The sequence below is a fragment of the Sphingomonas sp. CFBP 8765 genome, assembly GCF_014841445.1.
In the GTDB taxonomy this organism is placed as follows: Bacteria; Pseudomonadota; Alphaproteobacteria; order Sphingomonadales; family Sphingomonadaceae; genus Sphingomonas; species Sphingomonas aerolata.
The window spans coordinates 217,288-231,841 of the sequence record NZ_JACYTY010000002.1 but is presented as its reverse complement, the minus strand read 5'-3'; the positions used below and the strand labels follow the sequence as shown (position 1 = coordinate 231,841).

The following is a 14,554-nucleotide window of genomic DNA, read 5'->3' as shown; positions in this document are numbered from 1 at the left end:
GCAAATTTTGCAAAGAAGGCGCTTGCCGGATCCGAAACCCCGGGCTAATAGCGCGCCTCACCCCGCCACCGTGTCGTTACAGACCGGCGGCACAGGCGCCAGAGCGGGCGTAGCTCAGGGGTAGAGCACAACCTTGCCAAGGTTGGGGTCGAGGGTTCGAATCCCTTCGCCCGCTCCAGTCGCTGCCTTGAACGGCAGCGGCTTTCGCCGATCGGGTGATTCCAAACCTCCACGGTAAACTCCCAGATGGCATCACGCCATACGTACGGCATGCTTGATCTATGTATGCTCGACGATGACGATTTGTTGAGGCGGACCTGACCGATAGCGGCGCCGCGTTGCTATAAATTGGTCATCTACCGCTATATTCGGAGCCGTCCGTGTCCGTTGACCAAGTTTCGTCGCGTCTCGCATTCATGGAAATGGGAGCCGATCAGCAGGCGACCGTCGCCGCCGTCCGGCCCTTGATCGAATCCCTGATCGGCGGCGCGCTCGACAAATTCTACGACCGGGTCCGCAATCAGCCCGAAACCTCGCCCTTCTTTCGCGATGCCGGCCACATGACTTCGGCCAAGTCGGCTCAGGCCAAGCACTGGATGAACATCGCACGAGGCCAGTTCGACGCGAGCTTCTATGACAGCGTACGGCGGATCGGGACCGTTCACGCGCGGATCGGGCTCGAGCCGCGATGGTATGTCGGCGCCTATGCGCTCGTTCTCGAAAATCTGCTTGCGGGGATCGGCCGCCACTACAGCCCTTGGCGGCGGCTGGTGAAGGGGCTCCGCACGCCGAGCGCGACCGATGCCGGCATCGCGATCGTCAAGGCGGCGCTGCTTGACATGGAATTGTCGCTGTCGATGTATTTCGAGGAAGCCCAGGTCGAACGCAACGCTGCGATCACGACCATGGGCAAGGCGCTGAACGCGCTTGCCGCCGGGGATCTGTCGACGACGCTGACGGGGCTCCCGGCCAGCTTCGCGCCGCTCGAGGACAGCTATAACGACGCGCTCAACCAGTTGCGCACGCTGATCGGCGCGGTGTCCGAAAGCGCCACCGCGATCCGCACCGGATCCAATGAGATCGCGCAGGCATCGGAGGATCTTGCCCGCCGGACCGAGAGCAATGCCGCGTCGCTTGAGGAGACTGCCGCGTCCGTGACCCAGATGGATGGCCGGCTTCGCGCCTCCGTGACCGCGGCCGGCCAGACGGTCGAACGCGCCGATCAGGCGATCGCGACGGTCGGGGGCGGTCGCACGGTGGCGGATCTGGCGGTACAGGCGATGGGCCGCGTATCGGACAGCGCCAAGGGCATCGACAGCGTGATCGAGGGGCTGGACAAGATCGCCTTCCAAACACGCGTCCTGGCGATGAACGCCGCGGTCGAGGCGGGAAGGGCCGGCGACGCGGGTCGCGGATTCGCGGTCGTGGCCGATCTGGTATCCGCGCTCGCGATGCGTGCGGAGGAAGAGGCCAAGCGCGCGCGCGACCAGCTGACGGTGACGCAGACCGACATCGTCACCGCGGTCGATGCGGTGACGAAGGTCGATGGTGCGCTCGCGGCGATATCGGACGACGTGGCACAGGTTCACGCCCTGCTCGCCACCATGGCGCGGGACAATCAGGCCCAGTCGGTCGCGATCACCGAGATTTCCGCGACGATCGGGACGATGGACCAGACGACGCAGCAAAATGCCGCGATGGTGGAGGAAACGTCGGCGGCAGCGCGCAACCTAGCCGCCGAGGTGGGCACGCTGGCCGACCAGGCCCGACGGTTCCGCACCGGCGACTCCCGCGCTGGCAGACCGCCGGTCGCACCTGCGAAACAGGATTATGGCCAGCCCGAAAGCTATACGTCGCCGGTCAAGCCGCTGCCGCCAGCCGCAATCCCGGCGATGGTTCGCCACGAGGACGACTGGAACTCCTTCTGACGCCCTGACAAGTCCTAGGCGACAGGCCTCGGCCGGTCGCCCGGGCGGGGCGTCAGGGGGCGGGTACGGCGACCGGCGCCTCGCTCTGCGTCGATGTCGCGACCGGTGGCAGCACCGGGGTGGTGACCACGATCGGGGTGGGCTGGGGCTGGCCCGCCTGGCCCATCAGCGCGGTGTTCTCGAGGATATCCAGCGCCTTGCGCGCGACGATGTAGCGGCGGGCAGCGTCCATCCAGTTGCTCGCCTGCGTCGCGCCGGGCAGGCGCTCGACCTCGGCGCGGGCCGCCTCGACCTGGCCGGCCTCGAGCAGTCGACGCGCCCGTGCAAGACGGTCGGCGGGCATGGGCGAGGCCATGCTCTCTTCGCGCAGCACGATCAGGTTGCTGAATTCGCGCCGCACGGTCTGCAGCCAGCTGTCATTGGTCGTCCCGTTGGTGCTCGTGATCTGCGGCGCGATCGTATCGAGCCCCTGGCGCAGATCCTCGATCGTGACCGGCTGGTGCGCGGCCTGGATCACCGCGGCCGTGGCGCGCGGCTGGGCGCGCCCGAAGCGCAGCCGCAGCTGCTCCTCGATATAGCCCAGCCCGACACCGCGCTCGATCGCCCGACGCGCGGCGAACGCGACCATAAGGCCTTCCGCGCGGGTCGCCTGACCACCGGCTGCCATCGCGTCGCTCGACACGGCTGCGGTCCGGGCCTCGAGCGCGGTGAGCTGGCCCGCCAGCGTCGCCTCGCGCGTTGCCAGCATTGCGGTGTCGACCCGCGGCTGTTCGCCATTGGCGTTGAGCGGTTGCGCGGGGGTGAAATCGGGGTTGCCCGATGCCGCAGCGGCCGTGGTCGATCCAGCGGCCGTCAGACCGGTGCGCTGACCAAACCATGGCATCGTTTTCAGCGCATAGCCCATCGCCACCGATCCGGCGATAAAAGCCAGTCCGATCACTATGATGATAACACCCAGGCGGGGGCCGCGTGCCCGGGGACGCTCGATCGGCACGTGGTCGCTCATGACGCGCTTATCCCCGCGACGCGCGTCAGGGTCAATCGCGCGCTTTGCGGCGATCGTGACAAGCGCATCGTCGGTGGGAGTCTCCGCCACGACCAGCGCGGCCCAGCCGCTGCCCGCCGCGTCTGCCGCGGCTTGGCTGATCACCGCGATCGTGATGCGCGACCGGTCGACGCCGGCCTGTGCGACATGCTCAGCGAACGCATGCGCGGCGCGGGGCGAATGGATCAGCACGAGCAGGTCTTCGTGCCGAGGCAACACGCTATCGCCGATCCGCAGCGCGTCACTCGCATAGACGGTGCACGCGACGACGCCCGGGCCGGTCGGTCTGCGATCGCGGCCCGCCGGGTGGAACAGGCGGTCGAACCCGGACGCCCGCGCTGTGTCGATCGCGGCATCGACGTTGCTGGTGCCGGTCACCGCGACACTGAAGCCGGCGCGTCGGGCGGCGGCGGCCGTGGCGTCGCCGACCGCAATCACAGGCAGCGCCTTGAGTGTGTCGGGCAGGGCGCCATGGCGAATCGCGTTCGCGCTGGTCAGCAGAACGGCATCGAACCCGCCGAGGTCGGGCGGCGTCCAGGCGACGGGCACGACCGTGAACACCGGCATCGCCAGGGGCTCGAGCCCCAGTCCGCGAAGCTTGGCGCATGTGTCGGCATTGCCCGGTTCCGGGCGCAGCACGACGATGCGGGTCATGCGGCGAACAGGCGCCGGACGCTGGCGGGGGCGCGGGTCAGCAGATCGAGCGCGAGCGCGGTACCGAGATCTTCGTCGATCCCGCCTTCGATCGCGCCGGCGACGTCGCACGACCCATCCTCGGCGATCAGTTCGCCGCGCAGCGTCAGCGTCTCGCCGGCGAGCGAGGCGAGCGCCGCGACCGGCGAATGGCAATCCGCCCCCAACCGCGCGAGCAGCGCGCGTTCGGTCCGGACGCACAGACTGGTCTCGGCGTGATCGATCGCCGCGACGATCGCATGGGCCGGCTTGCCGACCAAGGTCTCGATCCCGACCGCGCCCTGCGCCGGCGCGGGCAGCATGATGTCGGTCGGGATGGCATGACCGATCGCCGTCCGCCCGAGACGATCGAGCCCGGCGGCGGCAAGCAGCGTCGCGTCCATGTCGCCGGCCGCGACCCGCGCGAGCCGCGTATCGACGTTCCCGCGGATTAGGACGATGTCGAGATCGGGGCGCGATCGCAGCATCTGCGCGCGTCGCCGCGGCGAGCTGGTGCCGACGACAGCACCCTGGCGCAAATCGGCAAGCGTTTCCGCGCCGATCAGCCGGTCGCGCACGTCCGCGCGTGGCAGCATCGCGGCGATCTGCAGGGTCTGCGGGCGGATCGTCTCGACATCCTTCATCGAATGCACGGCGCAATCGATCTCACCGTCGTGCAGCGCACGATCGAGTTCTTTCGTCCACAGCGCCTTGCCGCCGATCTCGGCGAGCGCGCGATCCTGCACACGGTCGCCCGTGGTACGGATCACGACCGTCTCGATCCGATCCGGGGACCAGCCATGCGCGGCGCACAAGGCGTCGCGCACCATGCCTGCCTGCGCGAGGGCGAGGGGCGAGCCGCGTGTGCCGAGCCGAAAACTAGTCATGACGCCTGCATGCAGAAACGCGGCGCGTTCGACAAGCGTGAGGACAAGCCTTGTCCGGCGCGATAGGGATATGGGATGATCATTCTGGGTATCGAATCTTCCTGCGACGAAACCGCCGCCGCGCTCGTCACCGCCGATCGACAGGTGCTGGCGCACCGGTTGCTCGGGCAGGAGGCGGCGCATGCGCCGTTCGGCGGGGTCGTGCCGGAGATCGCGGCACGCGCGCATGTCGAGGCGCTCGAGCCGCTGATCGTCGCGGCGCTGGCCGATGCGGGGCTCAAGCTGGCCGATGTCGATGCGATCGCCGCGACCGCGGGCCCAGGGCTGATCGGCGGGGTCATGGTCGGGCTCGTCACCGGCAAGGCGCTCGCGCACGCCGCGGGCAAGCCGTTGATCGCGGTCAACCATCTGGAAGGCCATGCGCTGTCGCCGCGGCTGTCCGATCCCGATCTCGCCTTCCCCTATCTCCTGCTGCTCGTGTCGGGCGGGCATTGCCAGTTGTTGCTGGTCGAAGGGGTCGGCGCCTATCGCCGACTCGCGACGACGATCGACGATGCGGCCGGTGAGGCGTTCGACAAGACTGCGAAGATCCTCGGCCTCGGCTTCCCGGGAGGCCCCGCGGTCGAGCGGGCCGCCGCGCTGGGTAATCCAAAGGCCGTGCCGCTGCCGCGCCCGCTCAAGGGTTCGGCCGAACCGCATTTCTCCTTTGCCGGTCTCAAGAGCGCGGTCGCGCGGGTCGTCGGGGACTATCCGCCGGAGGATATCGCCGCGTCGTTCCAGGCCGCGGTGGTCGATTGCCTGATCGACCGCACGACCAGGGCGCTGAACGGTCTGACGGTCACACCCACCGCGCTCGTCGTCGCGGGCGGGGTCGCCGCGAACGGCGCGGTCCGCGGCGCGCTGCAGACGCTTGCCGCGACCCGCGGCCTGCGGTTTGTCGCGCCGCCGCTCTGGCTGTGCACGGACAATGCAGCGATGATCGCCTGGGCCGGGGCGGAGCGATTCGCCGCCGGACTGACCGATCCGCTCGATACCGCGGCCCGCCCGCGCTGGCCGCTCGATCCGGATGCCGAGGCGGTGCGCGGCGCAGGGGTGAAGGCATGAAGATCGGCGTCATTGGTGGCGGCGCCTGGGGCACCGCGCTGGCGCAGGTCGCGGCGCATGAAGGCCGCGACGTCATCCTGTGGGCGCGCGAGCCGGCCGTCGTCGACTCGATCAACGCCACTCATGCGAACGCGCTGTTCCTCGCCGGCGTCGCGCTGTCGCCGACGATCCGCGCCACCGGCGATCTCGGCGCCTTGGCCAACATGGACGCGATCCTCGTCGTCGCACCCGCGCAGCATGTCGGCAGCGTGCTCGCCGCCGCGCCGATCGGCGGCATCCCGCTGGTGCTGTGCGCCAAGGGGATCGAGGCGGGGAGCAAGCGGCTGGTCGGCGAGGTCGCGCGTGCGGTACATCCCGACGCGCCGATCGCGGTGCTGTCGGGGCCGACCTTCGCGCATGAGGTGGCGGCGGGGCTGCCCACCGCGGTGACGCTCGCCTGCGAGGACGAGGCGCTTGGCGAAGCGCTCGCGACCCGGCTCGCGGCGCGGCATTTCCGGACCTATGCGTCGACCGACGTCGCGGGCGCGGAGATTGGCGGGGCGGTGAAGAACGTGCTCGCGATCGGCTGCGGTGTGGTCGAGGGGGCCGGGCTCGGCCAGAACGCCCGTGCGGCGCTGATCGCGCGCGGCTTTGCCGAGATGACGCGGTTCGGGCTTGCGCGCGGCGCCCGCGCGGAGACGCTCGCCGGGCTGTCGGGGCTCGGCGACCTGGTGCTTACCTGTTCGTCGACGAGTTCGCGGAATTTCTCGCTTGGCGTCGGTCTCGGGCGCGGCGAGGCCGCCGCCGCGTTGCTGGCTGATCGCCGCACGGTCGCGGAAGGCGCATTCACCGCCCCCGTGCTGCGCGAGGCCGCGCGTGACGCGGGCGTCGACATGCCGATCACTGAGGCGGTGTGCCGCCTGCTCGAAGGCGCCCCGGTCCGCGACGTGATCGGCGACCTGCTCGCGCGCCCGCTGAAGGACGAGGCGGGCTGAGAGGAGGCGATTGCTTCATCTTCGCCCCTGGCGGGGGAGGATCAGTCTAGCGCAGCACGCGCGCCGCGAGCCCCGAGCAATCCGCATCGCGCGCGGTTGGGCCCTGTTTCCCCGTGATCGCGCGGCCGATCGCCTTGAAGATGTTGCCGACGGACTTCACCTCGGGCGGGATCGTCACCGCCGGCCGCTCGATCGTGCCGGTCATATAGGCCGAGCCCGGCACGCGCAGCAGCGCATGCTGTTTCGGCGTGCCCGTCAGCCGGATGTTCAGCGTCTCGCTGGGAAACACCACGCTCCCCTGACCGCGCAACAGGCTGGCGGTCGTGTCGACGATCATCGGATCGATCCGACCATGGCCGCGCGTCACGTCGAGTTTCAGCACGACGCAACGCAGCCCCGCGCGCTCGCCATCCTTCGCCAGCAGCGCGCGCGCGGCATCGAACCCCAAAGCCGCCGCGATCCCCTGCGGCAATTGCCCGTCACGCGCGACGAACCCGATCGTGCCGTTCGCATTGCCGACCGCCGCGCGGATCGTCGTGCCCGGCCCCCTCAGCCGGGCGCGCGCGCTGACATTGCCGCTGAAATCGCCGCCGCCGCCCGCGAGATCCTGCACGCTGCTGCCGCGCAGCCGCAGGTTGATATCGACCATCGGCACCTTGCGGTCGCCGCGCTGGTCGACCGTCAGCTTCCCCTCGACCCGACCATGCGGCAATCGCGCGTCGAGGTCGCTGAGCGTCAGCAGCTGGTGGTCGATCGCCAGCACGCCCTTGGCGGACAGGATCGGCGACGCGCCCTTGGCGCTCACGATCCGCTTGATCCGGAACGCCATCCGCGCGTCGGTCGTGTCGATCTTGCCGATATCGATCCGCGTGTTGGGCACGAGCCGCGGGCCGATCGCGCGTTCGAGCGCGGCCCCCTTCGCCTTCCCCTCGTCCGACGCCAGATCGCCAAAATCAAACCGTCGCGACACGATCGCGCCGTCGACCTTGGTCCGGCCATCCTGCTTGTCGACGCTGACATGCCCGGTGAAATCGGACCGTCCGACCACGCCCTTCAGCTGGGTGACGTTCCATTTCGGCTGGTCGTGACGGACATGCGCGGAGAACGACACCGGCTGCGTGCGGAACAGCCCCGCCTCGATCACCGCGTCGATCAGCTTGAGGTCGGTCGCGCGCGCGGTGACGTCGAGCTCCATCGCGTCGGTGTCGAGCGGGTGGTCCATCCGGCCCTTCGCGGTGATCGAGAGCGCGTCGCCGTCGATCGACGCGGTGAACGGCCAGGGCTTGCCCCGGAACCGCTCGACCGAAGGCCCCGCCACGGCAATCCGCACCGCCGCACCGCGGATCGTGCCGTTGCCGGCCGCGCGGATGCCGCGCACCGGATCGGCGGTAAAGCGTGCGGTGACGAACCGGTCCTGCTTGTCGTCGCGATAGGCGATCACGCTGTCGCTGATCGTCAGTCCGTCAAGGTCGGTGGAGCTCCCGCCGCCCTTCGGCTTGCCCGGTCGTTCCCAGTTGGTCCGGCCGTTCCTGTCGCGGACCAGCACGAGCCGCAGCCCGCGCGCCTTCACGTCGCGCGGCCCGAACGCACCTTTCAGCAGTGCGAGCCCGGAAAAGGTGGCTTCGGCCTCGCGCAGCCGGACGAAATCGCCCGTTCCGGCCCATTCCGCCTGCGGAATACGGACGTCGGTGATGCGGATCGTAGGGTTGAACCCGAATGTATCGACGCGCTCGATCCCGCCGATCGTCACCGGCCGGCCGAACCGCGCGGTGAGCTGTCGCTGGATCACCCCCTTGAGCGAGCCCCAGGGGAAGGCGGCGAGCACGATCAACCCCAGCACGAGCACGCCAGCGACGACGATGCCGGTGATTTTCACCCAGCGTTTTGCGAAGAATCCCCTCATCCTACCGCGACGCGCCGCCGTGAAATACGTTCCGCCTGCGTCAGGACCGCTGCCGCAGATTTACCGACACAACCTCTGTCATTCCCGCGTAGGCGGGAATCCATAGGGGCGAAGCGTGCGGCCTCACCGCCGCCAACCGGGAATATGGATCCCCGCCTGCGCGGGGATGACGGATGTGGAGCAGCGCTGGATCAGGCCTCGAAACGACGAAGCGATCAGAAGTCGATCGCCATGCCCTTCAGTTCCCAGTCGCCATAGCGCGTCGGGTCGCGCGGTTCGGGGTCCTTGTCGGGCACGATCGGCTCGGGCTGTGGCACCGGTGTATCCTTCGACAGATAGGCGGGTGGCTTCACATGGTCGGGGCGCTGGCCCATCATGGCTCTCCGGATTGCGTGTTGGCGTCGTAACCGCCACATGGGGCGCGCCGTGCGACTTGCCAATGCAGCGCGCGGCACCCGAACGCGAAGGACCTTCTCATGCCCGACTATACCCACGCCCCCGAGCCGCTTGGCGTCCCCACCCGCCGCGCCGCGCTGCGCCTGCTCGACGCGGTGCTGCGTCGCGGGGAATCGCTCGAATCCGCGCTGCCCGCCGCGACCCGCGCGATCCACGGACCCGATCGCGGGCTTGCGCATGCGATCGCCGCCGAGACGCTGCGCCGGCTCCCCGATCTCGACGCGATGATCGATTCGGTCACCAAGACCAATCTGCCCGACGATGCGAAGGCGCGGATGGCGCTGCGGATCGCGCTCGTCCAGGTGCTGATCCTGGGCACGCCGTCGCACGCCGCGATCTCGACCGTGCTGCCGCTGGTCGATGGCGGTCCGCGCAAGCTTGTCCACGGCGTGTTCGGGACGCTGTTCCGCGCCAACATGCTGCTGCCCGAGGTGCCGACGCTGCCCGCTCCGGTCGAGCTGCGCTGGGAAGCGGCATGGGGCGAGGAGATGGTCGACGATGCGGGCCGTGCGATCGCCGCACCGCCGCCGCTCGACCTGACGATCGCCGACCCCGCCGAGACCGAAGGCTGGCGCGAGAAGCTTGGCGGCGAGAGCTTCATGCCCGGGCATCTGCGGCTGGGCGATCACGCCTCGGTCCCCGACATGGAGGGCTTTGGCGACGGCGCCTGGTGGGTGCAGGACATCGCCGCCTCGCTGCCCGCGCGCTTGCTGGGCAAGGGGGAGGGCCATGTCCTCGATCTGTGCGCGGCACCCGGCGGCAAGACGCTGCAGCTCGCCTCGGCGGGCTGGACCGTCACCTCGGTCGACAATTCGCAGAGCCGGATCAAGCGCCTGCGGGAGAATCTCTACCGGACGCATCTGAAGGCCGAGGTGGTGAACGCCGACCTTCTCGAATGGGCGCCCGCCGAGCCCGCCGACGCGATCCTGATCGACGCGCCGTGCAGCGCGACCGGCATCTTCCGTCGCCACCCCGACGTGCTCCACCGCGTCCGCCCCTCGATCATCGCCGAGACCGCGGCGCTGCAGGCGCGGATCTTCGCGCGCGCGGCCGACTGGGTGAAGCCCGGCGGCACGCTCGTCTACGCCACCTGTTCGCTCGAACCGTCGGAGGGCGAAGCGCAGCTCGACGCGTTCCTGTCTGCGCGCAGCGACTATTCGATCGTGCCGGTCGACCAGGCCGAGCTCCCCGCCGGGATCACGCCGACCGACACCGGTACCGTCCGCACGCTGCCGGGCATGCTCGCCGAACAAGGCGGTTGCGACGGCTTCTTCATCACCCGTCTGAAGCGCGCCTGATCAATCCTTCCCCGCTTTGGGGGAGGATTGAAGGCCTTCGCACCACGTGAATCCCCCGCTAGGACACATTCATGCAACCCGTCCGCATCGCTCCCTCGATCCTGTCCGCCGACTTCGCCAAACTGGGTGAGGAGGTCCGCGCCATCGATGCGGCCGGCGCCGACTGGATCCATATCGACGTCATGGACGGGCATTTCGTCCCCAACATCTCGTTCGGCCCCGCGGTCATGAAGTCGGTGCGCGGCGTCACCGCCAAGCCGTTCGACGTCCATCTGATGATCGCCCCTGTCGACGCGTATCTCGATGCGTTCGCGGAGGCCGGCGCGGACTGCATCACCGTGCATTACGAGGCCAGCCCGCACATCCACCGCTCGCTCCAGCACATCAAGTCGCTCGGCAAGCGCGCGGGTGTCGTGATCTGCCCCGGTACGCCGGCGAAGATGCTCGATTACCTGCTCGACATGGTCGACCTCGTGCTCGTGATGAGCGTCAATCCCGGGTTTGGCGGGCAGAGCTTCATCCCCAGCCAGCTCAAGAAGATCACCGCGATCCGGACGATGATCGAGAAGAGCGGTCGCATGATCGATCTCGAGGTCGATGGCGGTGTCGACGCCGAATGGGCGAAGCGCTGCATCGATGCGGGTGCGGACGCGCTGGTCGCGGGGACGTCGGTGTTTCGCGGGGGGCCGGCACAGTATGCCGCCAACATCGCGGCATTGAGGGGCGATTGACCGACCAGCCCGATCCCGTGACCGATCCAATGCTCGACGGAATCGACGAAGGTCGTCGCCTGATCCGGCTTGGCGGCGACAACGGGCTGTCGCTCGCCGATCGGCTGGCGGAGCGGTTTCACCGCCTGACCTGGCGTACGCCGCTCCATGCCTTGCGGCTCAAGGGGCGCTATCCGCTCAAGCTGATCGCAGTCCCCGAGGATCCGGTGCTCGGCGACATCCCGCGGGGCACGATGCTGCTCGAGGGCCTGCTGTCGTTCCGCGGCGAGGTGCGCGATATCGAGACGCTCGATCTGGCAAAGCCGCTGCCCGGTCCCTTTGCCGACTATTTCCACAGCTTTGCCTGGCTGCGCGACCTGTCGACTGTCGCAACCCGTGCGCGCGGGGCAGCGATCGCCGAATATCTCATGGGGCTGTGGCTGACCGCCTATGCCGACACGCCGGGCGGGATCGCGTGGCGGCCGGACCTCTGGGGCAGGCGGATCCTGTTCTGGACCGCGCATGCGCCGCTGATCCTGTCGTCGGCTGACCTAGTCTACCGCTCGAAGGTGCTGAACGCGCTCGCGCGGGGCGCGCTGCACCTCGATCGAAGCGCGGACAAGGTGCCCGCGGGCGCACCGCGGATCGCGGCATGGTGCGGCGTCGTCGCCGCCGGGCTGCTGATCCCGGGCGGTGACCCGCGCCGTGCGTTCGGCGAGGCCGGGCTGCTGCGCGCGCTCGGCACCGGGTTGTTCGACGATGGCGGTTCGGTCTCGCGCAGCCCGGCGATGCTGCTCGACTCGATCCAGCTCCTGACGCTGCTCCAGGACAGTTACCTGGCGCGCAACCTGGCCTTGCCCGAACCCGTCGCGACGACGCTCACCAGGATGGTCGCGGCACTGCTCGGCGTGACGCATGGCGATCTTGGACTATCGAGCTGGCAGGGCGGCGGCCCCGCAAGCGAGACCCAGGTCGCCGCAGTGATCGAGGCGAGCGGCGTCCGGACCCGGCCGCTCCGCCAGGCGCGCGACTGGGGCTATCAGCGGCTGGCGGCGGCCTCCTCGGTGCTGATCGTCGACGCCGCGCCGCCACCCGTCGCACGCCTGGTCGAAGGCGGGTGCGCCTCGACGCTCGCGTTCGAATTCTCCGATGGCCCGGCGCGGCTTGTCGTCAATTGCGGCGGCGCACGGGCAGGGATCGCGCAACTGCCGCCGGCAATGGTCGAAGGTCTGCGGTCGACCGCCGCGCATTCGACGCTGACGATCGCCGACAGCAACTCGACCGCGATCCACGCCGACGGAACGCTCGGCCGCGGCGTTGCCGAAGTCGAGCTGAGCCGGCAAGAATCGGAGGCAGCGAGCCGGATCGAAGCGAGCCATGACGGCTATGTCCGGCGCTGGGGCTTTGTGCACCGCCGGCAGCTGATGCTGACCGGCGACGGCCGTGAATTACGGGGCGAAGACGCGCTGTTGCCCAAGGGCAGCAAGCGGCGCCTGGGCCTTTCGCTGTTCGCGATCCGCTTCCATCTGGGTGCGGGGGTGCAGGTGTCGCCGACCGCGGACGGTCTGGGCGCGATCCTCCGCCTGCCGGGCGGCGCGATCTGGCAGTTCCGCTGCCGCGGCGGCGCGCTGGTGGTCGAGGACAGCGTCTGGATCGACGCGGACGGCCGCCCGGTCGCGACGCAGCAACTGATGATCACCGGCGAGGCCGCGGCGGGCGGCGCGAGCGTGAGCTGGGCACTGAAAAAGGCCTGAGCGCCAAACCGAGAGCGTTTACAATCACCCTCCCCGGCGGAGGCCGGGGTCCAGTTGGAAAGGTGGCGATGACGAAGCGCCGTCTTAGGTTGGCGACGTTCCCCAACTGGACCCCGGCCTCCGCCGGGGAGGTGCTATATTCGTGGCGTGGCGCGAGACGGCGACATCTGCGCGCGACCCGCCCCCTGTTCCCCAACCCCAACCGGCGCTAAGGCCCGCCGCACGGCGAAACCCGGATCACGAAAGACCTGTCATGACCAGCATCCCGATAAAGCGCGCACTCCTGTCCGTCTCCGACAAGACCGGGATCGTCGATCTCGGCACCGCGCTTGCGAGCCACGGTGTGGAACTGGTGTCGACCGGCGGTACCGCCACCGCGCTGCGGGCGGCAGGCCTCACGGTGCGCGACGTGTCGGAGCTGACCGGCTTTCCCGAGATGATGGATGGCCGCGTCAAGACGCTGCACCCGATGGTGCATGGTGGCCTCCTCGCGGTGCGCGACGATGTGGGGCATGCCGCGTCGATGGAGGAGCACCAGATCGGCGCGATCGACCTCGTGATCGTCAATCTCTACCCGTTCGAGGCGACCGTCGCGAAGGGTGCGGACCGCGACACGGTGATCGAGAATATCGACATCGGCGGCCCCAGCATGGTGCGCTCGGCCGCCAAGAACCACGCCTATGTCGCGATCGTCACCGATCCCGCAGACTATGCGCTGGTTGCGGGCGGCAGCACGACGCTCGACGACCGCAAGCGCCTCGCCGCCAAGGCATTCGCGACCACGGCCGCCTATGACTCGGCGATCGCGACCTGGTTCGGCACGGTCGACCAGGGCGAGCAGTTTCCGGCCACGCTGCCGATCACGCTCAAGCGCGGCGATGCGCTCCGCTATGGTGAGAACCCGCACCAGTCGGCGGCCTTCTACACCGCGACCGATGGTGTCCGCGGCATCGGCCAGGCGCGTCAGGTGCAGGGCAAGGCGCTGAGCTACAACAATCTTAACGACGCGGACGCTGCGCTCGAGCTCGTCGCCGAGTTCCGCGATGCCGCCCCCTCGGTCGTCATCGTCAAGCACGCCAATCCGTGCGGCGTCGCGACCGCCGCGACGCTCGAGGAGGCCTATGCCGCGGCGTTCGCCTGCGACACCGTGTCGGCGTTCGGCGGGATCATCGCAGTCAACCGCCGCCTCGATGTCGAGACCGCGCGCGCGATCACCGGCATCTTCACCGAAGTCGTCGTCGCACCCGATGCCGACGAGGAGGCGATCGCGCTGTTCGCCGCGAAGAAGAACCTGCGTCTGCTTTTGACCGGCGACCTGCCCGATGCGGCGCGCGCCGGGCTCACCGCCAAGTCGATCGCGGGCGGCTGGCTCGTACAGGGGCGCGACAACGGCACGCCCGGCGAGTTGCAGGTGGTGACGAGGCGCCAGCCCACGCCGCAGGAACTCGCCGACTGCCGCTTCGCCTGGACCGTCGCCAAGCACACCAAGTCGAACGCGATCGTCTATGCCAAGGACGGCAGCACGGCAGGCATCGGTGCGGGGCAGATGAATCGCCTCGAATCCGCGCGCATCGCCGCGTGGAAGGCCAAGGATGCGGCGGACAAGGCGGGCTGGGCGACGCCGCGGACGATCGGCTCGGCGGTTGCCTCCGACGCGTTCTTCCCGTTTGCCGACGGGCTGCTCGCGGCGGTCGAGGCGGGCGCGACCGCGGTGATCCAGCCGGGCGGGTCGATCCGCGACGCCGACGTGATCGCGGCGGCGGACGAGGCGGGGCTGGCGATGGTGTTCACCGGGATGCGCCACTTCCGGCATTGATCGCCGG

Annotated in this window: 11 protein-coding genes and 1 tRNA gene; 8 read left to right on the top strand and 4 right to left on the bottom strand. The window is 69.3% G+C overall.

Annotated features, from left to right (window positions below):
* Positions 1–103 precede the first annotated feature (103 nt).
* Both IFT87_RS05535 and IFT87_RS05530 read left to right on the top strand, forming a co-directional pair.
* Positions 104–178: transfer RNA gene (locus IFT87_RS05535), tRNA-Gly, on the top strand.
* A gap of 202 nt (positions 179–380) precedes the next feature.
* Positions 381–1,928: a globin-coupled sensor protein gene (locus tag IFT87_RS05530; protein ID WP_031440881.1), complete on the top strand. Its 1,548-nt coding sequence runs from the start codon at positions 381–383 to the stop codon at positions 1,926–1,928.
* A gap of 52 nt (positions 1,929–1,980) precedes the next feature.
* Here the strand turns inward: IFT87_RS05530 and IFT87_RS05525 are convergent, their stop codons facing one another.
* Positions 1,981–3,627, bottom strand: a complete 1,647-nt coding sequence (locus IFT87_RS05525) for a uroporphyrinogen-III synthase (RefSeq protein WP_052148996.1) — start codon at positions 3,625–3,627, stop codon at positions 1,981–1,983.
* A complete protein-coding gene (gene hemC / locus IFT87_RS05520) occupies positions 3,624–4,532 on the bottom strand; it encodes a hydroxymethylbilane synthase (protein WP_192007847.1) in 909 nt (302 codons plus the stop codon). Before hemC ends, IFT87_RS05525 begins: the two co-directional genes overlap by 4 nt.
* 75 nt (positions 4,533–4,607) lie before the next feature.
* On the opposite strand from hemC, the gene tsaD reads away from it, so the two are divergent.
* Together tsaD and IFT87_RS05510 are read left to right on the top strand one after the other, a co-directional pair.
* Positions 4,608–5,636 (top strand): tRNA (adenosine(37)-N6)-threonylcarbamoyltransferase complex transferase subunit TsaD, encoded by a 1,029-nt coding sequence (tsaD, locus tag IFT87_RS05515; protein ID WP_031440878.1) that lies wholly within the window; start codon positions 4,608–4,610, stop codon positions 5,634–5,636.
* Positions 5,633–6,610, top strand: coding sequence for an NAD(P)H-dependent glycerol-3-phosphate dehydrogenase (locus IFT87_RS05510; RefSeq protein ID WP_192007846.1), 978 nt, complete (start codon positions 5,633–5,635; stop codon positions 6,608–6,610). The genes tsaD and IFT87_RS05510 overlap by 4 nt, the downstream gene beginning before the upstream one ends.
* A 46-nt stretch (positions 6,611–6,656) precedes the next feature.
* On the opposite strand, the gene IFT87_RS05505 is transcribed toward IFT87_RS05510, so the two are convergent.
* Both IFT87_RS05505 and IFT87_RS05500 read right to left on the bottom strand, forming a co-directional pair.
* Entirely contained in the window at positions 6,657–8,486 is a 1,830-nt protein-coding gene (locus IFT87_RS05505; RefSeq protein ID WP_342211132.1) for an AsmA family protein, read from the bottom strand.
* Positions 8,487–8,728: 242 nt separating this feature from the next.
* Positions 8,729–8,887, bottom strand: a complete 159-nt coding sequence (locus tag IFT87_RS05500) for a DUF1674 domain-containing protein (protein ID WP_081874308.1) — start codon at positions 8,885–8,887, stop codon at positions 8,729–8,731.
* Between the two features lie 102 nt (positions 8,888–8,989).
* Here IFT87_RS05500 and IFT87_RS05495 point away from each other — a divergent pair, with 102 nt between their 5' ends.
* The 4 genes from IFT87_RS05495 (at position 8,990) to purH (ending at position 14,547) form a co-directional block, all read left to right on the top strand.
* Entirely contained in the window at positions 8,990–10,267 is a 1,278-nt protein-coding gene (locus tag IFT87_RS05495; RefSeq protein ID WP_192007844.1) for an RsmB/NOP family class I SAM-dependent RNA methyltransferase, read from the top strand.
* 71 nt (positions 10,268–10,338) lie between these two features.
* Positions 10,339–10,998, top strand: coding sequence for a ribulose-phosphate 3-epimerase (gene rpe, locus IFT87_RS05490; protein WP_031396295.1), 660 nt, complete (start codon positions 10,339–10,341; stop codon positions 10,996–10,998).
* Positions 10,999–11,027: 29 nt separating this feature from the next.
* Positions 11,028–12,731 carry a heparinase II/III family protein gene (locus IFT87_RS05485; protein WP_192008159.1) on the top strand — a complete coding sequence of 568 codons (1,704 nt, stop codon included), beginning with the start codon at positions 11,028–11,030 and terminating at the stop codon, positions 12,729–12,731.
* A gap of 253 nt (positions 12,732–12,984) precedes the next feature.
* The gene (gene purH, locus IFT87_RS05480) at positions 12,985–14,547 is read left to right on the top strand and encodes a bifunctional phosphoribosylaminoimidazolecarboxamide formyltransferase/IMP cyclohydrolase (RefSeq protein ID WP_031440873.1); all 1,563 of its coding nucleotides are present in this window, start codon (positions 12,985–12,987) and stop codon (positions 14,545–14,547) included.
* Positions 14,548–14,554: the final 7 nt, after the last annotated feature.

What these genes read in the sequence shown, in the direction of transcription:
- IFT87_RS05525 (WP_052148996.1), bottom strand. Translation starts at nt 3,627, where the DNA reads ATGACCCGCATCGTCGTGCTGCGCCCGGAACCGGGCAATGCCGACACA.
- hemC (WP_192007847.1), bottom strand. Translation starts at nt 4,532, where the DNA reads ATGACTAGTTTTCGGCTCGGCACACGCGGCTCGCCCCTCGCCCTCGCG.
- tsaD (WP_031440878.1), top strand. Translation starts at nt 4,608, where the DNA reads ATGATCATTCTGGGTATCGAATCTTCCTGCGACGAAACCGCCGCCGCG.
- IFT87_RS05510 (WP_192007846.1), top strand. Translation starts at nt 5,633, where the DNA reads ATGAAGATCGGCGTCATTGGTGGCGGCGCCTGGGGCACCGCGCTGGCG.
- IFT87_RS05500 (WP_081874308.1), bottom strand. Translation starts at nt 8,887, where the DNA reads ATGGGCCAGCGCCCCGACCATGTGAAGCCACCCGCCTATCTGTCGAAG.
- IFT87_RS05495 (WP_192007844.1), top strand. Translation starts at nt 8,990, where the DNA reads ATGCCCGACTATACCCACGCCCCCGAGCCGCTTGGCGTCCCCACCCGC.
- rpe (WP_031396295.1), top strand. Translation starts at nt 10,339, where the DNA reads ATGCAACCCGTCCGCATCGCTCCCTCGATCCTGTCCGCCGACTTCGCC.
- IFT87_RS05485 (WP_192008159.1), top strand. Translation starts at nt 11,028, where the DNA reads ATGCTCGACGGAATCGACGAAGGTCGTCGCCTGATCCGGCTTGGCGGC.
- purH (WP_031440873.1), top strand. Translation starts at nt 12,985, where the DNA reads ATGACCAGCATCCCGATAAAGCGCGCACTCCTGTCCGTCTCCGACAAG.